Here is an 8,561-nt window from a genome sequence, read left to right on the forward strand (position 1 = left end):
AGCCGGAGCGGGGGCAGGCGCGGGGGCCGGGGCGGGCGCGGGCGCCGGTGCGGCCGCGGCGGCGGGCGCGGCGGCCGGGGCCGGAGCGGAACCGGCCTCACCGATCACGCCGAGCTCGCCGCCGACCTCGACCACGTCGTCCTCCTGGGCGACGATCTTCACGAGAACGCCTGCGGTGGGGGACGGGATCTCGGTGTCGACCTTGTCGGTGGAGACCTCGAGCAGCGGCTCGTCGACCTCGACCGTGTCTCCTTCCTGCTTCAGCCACCTGGTGACGGTGCCCTCGGTGACGCTCTCACCAAGAGCCGGCATCTGGACGGAGAAGGTCATGTCCGTCTACTCCTCTGACTGCTCGTCGGGTTAAACAGTTCGTCTCTCCGCGGGCGTGGCACCGCGGGTCGCGGTGTCGTCCCGACGGCCACCGAACATTCAGTGGCACCGGAGATCCGTGTTGGTTCTTGTTCCAGCCACCCATCCTTGCACTCGTCCGGGTGCGGCGTGTCACAGGGCGGCGGTTGTGCCGACCTCTCCGCGCCGTGATCGCACCCGTGAGCGCGAAACGCCCCTGGAGTGACCGTGAAATAGCGGGATGCCATGACACGTATCACGTTTACGGCCGCCACCGCCCGGCGGCGTGCCGCTGGCCGGGAGTCGAACTGTCCGATTCCGGAGATCGTCACCCGACGCCGTGCACGGGGGCTATCGCCGAGTGCGGCACCGCCGTGGCGGAATCCGCACATCGATCGACTTGTGCCGATGGCGCGGCGGCAGTTCGGAGCATGAGACTCGGTCGGGTCCGGAGACCGAAGGGTTTGCAGCGGGCTCGCAGCGCCGCTCCGGCGGGTCCGAGACGCGCGGTCGGCTGAGGTGAGGCTGACAGATTCGCGGCCGGGCTAAGGCCGCGCTGAAGGGTTTCTGTGGAGCTGCTTAGGAGTTGGCCGAGGGTATAGCGGCGGGCCCTCGAGCTGCGCATCATCGAATTATCCGGCGTTCTTCCGAAGCCGGAGAGGAGGTTGGCAGAGATGGGTTTCTTGGATCTGTTCGGGCGCGGCGGCACCGGTCGCCAGGGTGACGCGGACCCCGCGGACCTGGCGCATCTCGTGGCCTGGACGCGAAACCATTACGGCGTCGAGGCTTTCGTCGAACCCCGCACCACGGTCACCGACGTGACGGTCCTGCTGGTCGCCCACGACGGCGAATGGACCCGCCGCGTGGTCGGCGAACGCGGCGCGCATCGCCTCTCCGCCACCCTGAACATCCCCGTCTACGACGCCCGCCGGGTCGGCTACCCCCAGCGCATGCGCGACTTCGACGCCCGCCGCCGCATCCTCGAACGCCGCCTGGTCGAACCGGCCTGACCGTCCACCACCCCGAACGCCTTGCGGCCCCGGCTCATCCGCGCGCACGCGACAGCCGCCGAGCACCGGCACGACATGTCTGCCGAGTGGCTACGCGAACTTTCGCAGAGCGGTGACGCCGAGAGCGTCGAGTTTCAACGCGAACCTCCGCGCCGATTCGAACGTCCACCGAGTACTTCTGCGAGCGCGCGTCGAATATCGCCGCGCGCTGACGCGAACGCCCGCCTCCGCTGGTTGCGGGGCGGGCGTTGTCGCGGGACGCGTCTCGCGGTTGGCGGCGCCGGTTACTCGGCGGCGATGTCCTCGAGGGTGCTGATCAGGGTGCGGACCGGGACACCGGTGCCGCCCTTGCCGATGTAGCCGAACGGCCCGCCGGTGTTGTAGGCGGGCCCGGCGACATCCAGGTGCGCCCACTGCGCGCCCTCGGCGACGAACTCCTTCAGGAACAGCCCCGCCGACAGCATTCCGCCCCAGCGGTGCGGCGCGACGTTCTGCAGATCGGCGATCTTGGAGTTCAGGTCGGCGCGCAGTTCCGCGGGAAGTGGCATGGCCCAGGCGTTCTCGCCGATGGCCTGCGAGATGCGCGCGACGCGGTCGCGGAAGTCGTCGGTGCCCATGACGCCCGGGGTGCGGGTGCCCAGCGCCACCATCTGCGCGCCGGTGAGGGTGGCGACGTCGATGATGTAGTCGGGTTCGTCCTGGCCCGCGCGGACCAGCGCGTCGGCGAGGATGAGCCGCCCCTCGGCGTCGGTGTTGATCACCTCGACGGTGGTGCCGCCGAACTGGGTGAGCACGTCGCCGGGCCGCTGCGCGGTGGACGAGGGCATGTTCTCGGCCATCGGCACGGTGGCGATGACGGTCAGCGGCAGGCTCAGTCGGGCCGCCAGCAGCACGGTGGCGATGACGGCGGCCGCGCCGCCCATGTCGGAGGTCATGTTCTCCATGCCGGCCGCGGGCTTGATGGAGATGCCGCCGGTGTCGAAGGTGATGCCCTTGCCGATGAGCGCCACCTTGGGGTCGCCGCCGGCGTAGGTGATGCGGATCAGGCGCGGCGGCCGCGAGGAGCCCTTGCCGACGCCGAGAATGCCCCCGTAGCCCTGGGTTTCGAGTTCGGTCTCGTCGAGGATCTCGACCTGGAGTCCGGCGGCCTCGGCGAGTTCGGCGGCGCGGTTGGCGAATTCGGCCGGGTACAGGTCGCTCGGCGGGGTGTTCACGAAGTCGCGCGCGGTGGCGACGGCTTCGGCGATGGCCTGCGACCGGAACAGTTCCTCTTCACCGGAATCGGCTGTGGGAACCAGGAATTCGACGCGCTTGACCGGCTGGTCGTCGGCCTTGGGCGCGGTCTTGGCGGACTTGAAGGTGGTGAACTGGTACGCGCCCAGGTAGAACCCCTCGGCCGCGGCGCCCAGGTCGAGCCCCGACAGCGTGGTGACCGCGGTGGCGACGCCGGTCAGGGCCCGCCCGGCCGCACCGGCGGACTTGCGCACCTGTTCGGCATCCACCTTGTCCGCCGCGCCGAGCCCGACCGCGAGCACGTAGTCCACACCCAGTCCGGCGGGCGCCGGCACCCGGGTGACCTCTTCACCCTTGCCCTTGGCCCCGACCGCCCGCAGCGCGCTCAGCAGCGCGTCCCGGGTCTCGCCGTCGAGCACATCCTCGAAGGCGTCGGCCGGCGCGATCTCCGGCCCGTTGTCCGTCGAGGTGAGTCCGATCACGAGGACATCGGCATCCCCGATGCCCTCGGTGCGAGCGAGTTCCGGTCCGAGCGAACGATCTGCAACAGCTGTCATAGCTGCCCAGATTACTGCGCCGCCCCGGGCGCGGCCGGTTGGGCGCGGACGGCACAATAGATTGCTAAGTGATTGCTATCTGCTCTATTCGGCTCGGCAGTAAGGGGTGGTCATGGCGGCGCCATTCAGAAAAGCACACATGGCCGCAGTGGCCGCGGCGGCATCGGCCATGGTGCTCACGATCGGTGTGCTAGCAGGTTGCTCTAGCAAGAGCGTGGGCCCCGAACCGACCACTGTGACGACCTCGGGCACGCCCCTCGCCCCGATCCCGGTCACCCCGGCTCAGCCCACCCACAATGTCGGCGACGACTGCTCGGACGGCCGCATCATCGCCCAGTGGGCTCTCACCGCCGACGGTCAGTGGGTGTGCCTCCCGAAGGAACAGGCCACCTCCACCGAGCCGGTGATGCCCCCTCCCACGGGTGAGCCCGGCGCGCGCTGACCGCTCGCGCCGGTCCCCGGGAAAACCGGTGGTCGGAACGGGTTTTCGTCAACACTCCTCGACGCCCGATTCGCCCGGTTCGCAACTTTTCCAGCCCCCGCCCTGCCTACCCTGGAACCGACGGTCGCGCAGGAGGTTCCAGTGGCGAAGGCGAGATTCCAGCGGACGAAGCCGCATGTCAATGTCGGCACCATCGGCCATATCGACCACGGCAAAACCACTCTCACCGCCGCGATCACCCGGGTCCTGCACGACCGATATCCCGACCTGAACCCCTTCACCCCCTTCGAGGCCATCGACAAGGCCCCCGAGGAGCGCCAGCGCGGCATCACCATCTCCATCGCGCACGTGGAATACCAAACGGAGAACCGCCATTACGCGCACGTCGACTGCCCCGGCCACGCCGACTACATCAAGAACATGATCACCGGCGCGGCCCAGATGGACGGCGCGATCCTGGTGGTCGCCGCCACCGACGGCCCGATGCCGCAGACCAAGGAGCACGTCATCCTGGCCCGCCAGGTCGGCGTCCCGAAAATGGTGGTGGCCCTGAACAAGTGCGACATGGTCGACGACGAGGAAATCCTCGAACTGGTCGAACTCGAGGTCGGCGAACTGCTCAGCGAATACGAATTCGACGGCGACAACACCCCGATCGTGCGTGTCTCCGCGTTCCAGGCGCTGACCGACCCGACCGGTGCGTGGGGCGCGGGCATCGCCGAACTGCTGGCCGCCGTGGACGATTGGATCGACACTCCCGCCCGCGAGGTGGAGAAGCCATTCCTCATGCCCATCGAGGACGTCTTCACCATCACCGGCCGCGGCACCGTCGTCACCGGCCGCATCGAACGCGGCGTCCTCAAGGTCAACGCCGAGGTCGAGATCGTCGGCATCCGCCCCAAGACCACCAAGACCACAGTCACCGGCATCGAAATGTTCCGCAAGCTGCTCGACGAGGGACAGGCGGGGGAGAACGTCGGCCTGCTGCTGCGCGGCGTCCGCCGCGAGGATGTGGAGCGCGGCCAATGCGTCATCAAGCCGGGTTCGGTGACACCGCACACGCAGTTCGAGGGTCAGGCCTACATCCTGTCGAAGGAGGAGGGCGGCCGACACACCCCGTTCTTCAACAACTACCGCCCCCAGTTCTACTTCCGCACAACCGATGTCACCGGCGTCGTGACGTTGCCGAAGGCGGTGGAGATGGTGCTGCCCGGCGACAACGTCTCGATGGAGGTGGTCCTCATCCAGCCGATCGCCATGGAGGTCGGCCTCAAGTTCGCGATCCGCGAAGGCGGCCGGACGGTGGGCGCGGGCCAGATCACCAAGATCCTCAAGTAGCCCGCGCCCCGTTGCCGGGCTCTACCCCATCTCCTCCAGCGCTTTGCCCTTCGTCTCCGGAACGAACCGGAGCACGAACGGAATCGAGAGCAGCGCGAACGCGGTGTAGATGACGTAGGTCCCCGACAGGTTCCAGTCGGCGAGGCTGGGGAAGCTGGCGGTGATGACCCAGTTGGCCATCCACTGTGCCGCCGCCGCCACACCGAGCGCCGCGGCGCGCAGCTTGTTCGGGAACATCTCACCCAGCAGCACCCACACCACCACACCCCACGACAACGCGAAGAACAGCACGAAGCAATGCGCCGCGACCAGCGCGACGATGCCCTGCGCGTGCGGCAGCGACACGCTGTCGCCGGACCCGGTCTTGGCCGAGAACGCCCACGCCTCCAGGGCCAGCGAGACCGCCATGCCCGCGGATCCGATGAGCGCCAACGGTTTCCGCCCGATCCGGTCGACCAGCAGCATGGCGATCACCGTGCCGACGATATTGATGATCGAGGTGGTGAACGAGTAGAAGAACGAACTGGACGGATCGATGCCGACCGACTGCCACAGCGTCGCCGAGTAATAGAACACCACGTTGATACCCACCAGCTGCTGGAACACCGACAGCCCGATACCGATCCACACCACCGGCAGGAACCCGAACCGCGAACCCAGCAGATCCTTGAACGTCGACTTGTGCTCACGGTGCATCGCCTGCTCGATCTGCGCGACCCGGGTGTCCAGATCGTTGTCGCCGCCCTCGACCCCGGCCAGCACCTCCTTGGCCTTGTCGATCTTCCCGACCGAGATCAGATACCTCGGCGACTCCGGAATCGTGAAGGAGAACAGCCCGTACAGCCCCGCCGGAATCACCATCACCCCGAGCATCCACTGCCACGCCTCCAGCCCGGCGATCTGCCCGCGCTGCTCATTACCCGCCATCTTCAGGATCGCGAAGTTCACCAACTGCGAGGTGGCGATGCCGATCACGATGGCCGCCTGCTGGAACGAGGCCAGCCGCCCGCGATACGTCGGCGGCGAAACCTCGGCGATGTAGGCGGGCCCGATCACCGAGGCCATCCCGATCCCGATGCCGCCGATCACCCGCCACATCGCCAGATCCCACAGCGCGAACGGCAAGGCGGATCCGATCGCGCTGCACGTGAACAGCGTCGCCGCGATCCGCATCACCCAGATGCGCCCGATCCGGTCCGCGATCCGTCCCGCGATGGCCGCGCCCACCGCACACCCGATCAACGCGATGGCCACCACCTGCGCCAACGTCCCCGACCCGATGTCATACCTACTGCGAATGGCCTCGACCGCACCGTTGATCACCGAGCTGTCGTAGCCGAACAGGAACCCGCCCATCGCGGCCGCGGCGGTAATGAACACGACGTAGACGAGACTGTCCGCCCCGGGTTCGTGATCGCTCGAGGTTCGCGACTCCACCGATGTGTTCACGCCGACTCCTTCGTCCGGACCCGAAGCCGCGGAAGCCCGAGCCATTCACTGTGGGTTCGGCCGAGATGACGCACAAACCCCGTCAGACGGCGTACTTCGACCATTATTGTTGCTGCGGGGGAGCGCGTCAATGCTCAACGCAACGCCGGACTGGTCGTCCGGTTCTGCCTTGTTCTGTGCGGCTTCCCGGTGGGTCCGGACAGGTCTGTGGTCAGCGCCCCGCGCTTCTCCCTCACCGTCGTTGCCGGCCCGATATCCACGGAACCCGTAGCCGCCCGGGTCGATTCGCCCGCGCGGTCTCGCGTTCCACCGCCTCGGCGGCCAGCTGATCGGCCAGCACCAGCAACTGCCGCGCCGCGATCACATCACCCCGTTTGGCCGCCTCCACCGCCGCCGACACCGCCCGCGACACCCCACTCCGCGCCCCGCCACCCGCATCCCTCGACCACAACTGTGCACCCATACCGCTTGCCCTCCACTCGTTTTCGGTCGGGAGGTATTCGGTGCCGTGATCCCTCGCACGTGCCGAACTTCGGGACTGATTCGAGTTCTAGGCTCAGGGGGGACTATTCCGGGGAGGGAACATGGTCGAAGGCATAGGCACAGCAGGTGTCGTCGGGGGCGGAATCGGTGGTCTGGCCGCCGCGATCGCACTGCGGGCGGCCGGCTGGGACGTGACCGTCTACGAGCGCGCACCGCAGTTCACCGAGGTAGGCGCCGGAATCACCCTGGCGGCCAATGCTCTGCACGCACTCGACCTGCTCGGCGTCGGTGCCGCAGTACGAGCCGGAACCCTGGAGGATCGCCGTGGCTATGCCCGCAACCAGCGCGGTCGGATCCTCGTCGACGCGCGCATCAGCGACTTCACCGGTGGGCTCGTGGCCCTGCACCGCGCCGACCTGATCGCGATCCTCGCCGAGGCCGTGCCCGCGGACAGTGTCCGCACCGGCACCCGGGTGGTCGGCGTCCACGCCGACGGCCGCATCGAAACCGACGGCGATACGGAGCAATACGACCTGGTGGTCGGCGCCGACGGCATCAACAGCGTGGTCCGCGGTCACCTCTGGCCCGATTCGGGCCCGGTGCATCGGACCGGAATCGCGGCCTGGCGATGGGTCCTCGATATGCCCGCACCCGATCCGGTGGGCGTGATCCTCGGCCGACACGGAGAAGCCGGCGTTGTGCCGATCGCAGGCGACCGCACCTATGTGTTCACCGCCGGCCGCCCTGGCATCACGGATCTCGACTACTTCACCGACTACCCGGATCCGCTCCCGAAACTCATCGCCGCCACCGACCGCTCGACGGTCGTCACCGACGAACTACTCGAGATCGATGTACCGCGGCACTTATGGAAGGGACGCGCGGTCCTGATCGGCGACGCCGCCCACGCGATGCGGCCGACCCTGGGGCAGGGAGCGAGCATGGCATTGGAGGATGCGGTAACCCTCGCGGCCTGCGCGCCGGATCTGGCCCGCTACTCCGCCGCCCGTCGCAGCCGAGTCGCCCGGATGAGCTTCCTGTCCAAGCACGGCACCCGCCTCACCGCGCCGGGCTCGGCCACTCTCGCAGCCCTCCGCGACGCCGCATTCCTGGCGACGCCGAACAATCTCGCGGTCGCGATGTTCCGATCGACCAATCGCAGAGCCATTCAGGGCTGGCAGCCACCGCAACCTTCCGCGTAGTCGCCGGAAAACTGCAGGTAGAGAGGCGATTTGACTTTGGTTCTGCGCACCACGTAACTTATTCCAGGTCAGAGCGACACGGACACCGACCCGGAGCCCCAAGGGCCTGGGAAACGAGGTTGGACGAGGAGCGCCTGATGATCACACTAGTTCGATCTGACCAGCGGATTTGGTTCTGCTGCAGGATGCGAGCTAAGCTTGAAAAGTTGCCTAGCTAGTCGAACGGGCTCACCGCTCGGATCGATGGCTTGTGCGTGTGTTCTTTGAGAACTCAATAGTGTGTCGATGAATGTCAGTGCCAAATATTTTATTTGGTTCCAATCATTCTCACCCCCGTGAGGGTGGTTGGACATTTAGTCAGCAAATACTTTTGCTGGCGTTTGATTTGCTAGGTTTTCGGACTCTGGTTCGAGATACTTCTGATTCGCCTTCGGGCAAATCTAGAGTCTTCAACGGAGAGTTTGATCCTGGCTCAGGACGAACGCTAGCGGCGTGCTTA

The 8,561-nt window shown here is 67.2% G+C and carries 8 protein-coding genes and 1 pseudogene; 5 read left to right on the top strand and 4 right to left on the bottom strand.

The features are described from left to right. A partial coding sequence (locus ACYVKL_RS02805) for a biotin/lipoyl-containing protein (RefSeq protein WP_460770971.1) occupies positions 1-330 on the bottom strand: 330 nt, incomplete at its 3' end. A 692-nt stretch (positions 331-1,022) separates the two neighbouring features. On the opposite strand from ACYVKL_RS02805, the gene ACYVKL_RS02810 reads away from it, so the two are divergent. Next, on the top strand, positions 1,023-1,358 hold the full coding sequence (locus tag ACYVKL_RS02810) for an oxidoreductase (RefSeq protein WP_379174393.1): 336 nt from the start codon (positions 1,023-1,025) through the stop codon (positions 1,356-1,358). A 284-nt stretch (positions 1,359-1,642) separates the two neighbouring features. Here ACYVKL_RS02810 and ACYVKL_RS02815 read toward each other — a convergent pair whose 3' ends face one another. Then, complete coding sequence (locus ACYVKL_RS02815) at positions 1,643-3,148, bottom strand: leucyl aminopeptidase (RefSeq protein ID WP_379174394.1); 1,506 nt, start codon at positions 3,146-3,148, stop codon at positions 1,643-1,645. A 139-nt stretch (positions 3,149-3,287) separates the two neighbouring features. On the opposite strand from ACYVKL_RS02815, the gene ACYVKL_RS02820 reads away from it, so the two are divergent. Next, entirely contained in the window at positions 3,288-3,590 is a 303-nt protein-coding gene (locus ACYVKL_RS02820) for a hypothetical protein (RefSeq protein ID WP_379174395.1), read from the top strand. A gap of 141 nt (positions 3,591-3,731) precedes the next feature. Beyond that, positions 3,732-4,928: an elongation factor Tu gene (gene tuf / locus ACYVKL_RS02825; protein ID WP_379174396.1), complete on the top strand. Its 1,197-nt coding sequence runs from the start codon at positions 3,732-3,734 to the stop codon at positions 4,926-4,928. A gap of 21 nt (positions 4,929-4,949) precedes the next feature. Here tuf and ACYVKL_RS02830 read toward each other — a convergent pair whose 3' ends face one another. Further along, complete coding sequence (locus tag ACYVKL_RS02830; RefSeq protein ID WP_379174397.1) at positions 4,950-6,377, bottom strand: sugar porter family MFS transporter; 1,428 nt, start codon at positions 6,375-6,377, stop codon at positions 4,950-4,952. Between the two features lie 232 nt (positions 6,378-6,609). Beyond that, complete coding sequence (locus tag ACYVKL_RS02835) at positions 6,610-6,840, bottom strand: hypothetical protein (protein ID WP_379174398.1); 231 nt, start codon at positions 6,838-6,840, stop codon at positions 6,610-6,612. A 121-nt stretch (positions 6,841-6,961) separates the two neighbouring features. Here ACYVKL_RS02835 and ACYVKL_RS02840 point away from each other — a divergent pair, with 121 nt between their 5' ends. Then, positions 6,962-8,062 (top strand): FAD-dependent monooxygenase, encoded by a 1,101-nt coding sequence (locus tag ACYVKL_RS02840; RefSeq protein ID WP_379174399.1) that lies wholly within the window; start codon positions 6,962-6,964, stop codon positions 8,060-8,062. Positions 8,063-8,351: 289 nt separating this feature from the next. After that, positions 8,352-8,561: pseudogene (locus tag ACYVKL_RS02845) on the top strand (hypothetical protein); the annotation flags it as partial.

It is taken from the genome of Nocardia tengchongensis (genome assembly GCF_054781395.1).

Bases quoted from the DNA above. Each gene is read 5' to 3' on its own strand.
- ACYVKL_RS02810 (WP_379174393.1), top strand. From the start codon at position 1,023: ATGGGTTTCTTGGATCTGTTCGGGCGCGGCGGCACCGGTCGCCAGGGT.
- ACYVKL_RS02815 (WP_379174394.1), bottom strand. From the start codon at position 3,148: ATGACAGCTGTTGCAGATCGTTCGCTCGGACCGGAACTCGCTCGCACC.
- ACYVKL_RS02820 (WP_379174395.1), top strand. From the start codon at position 3,288: ATGGCCGCAGTGGCCGCGGCGGCATCGGCCATGGTGCTCACGATCGGT.
- ACYVKL_RS02835 (WP_379174398.1), bottom strand. From the start codon at position 6,840: ATGGGTGCACAGTTGTGGTCGAGGGATGCGGGTGGCGGGGCGCGGAGT.
- ACYVKL_RS02840 (WP_379174399.1), top strand. From the start codon at position 6,962: ATGGTCGAAGGCATAGGCACAGCAGGTGTCGTCGGGGGCGGAATCGGT.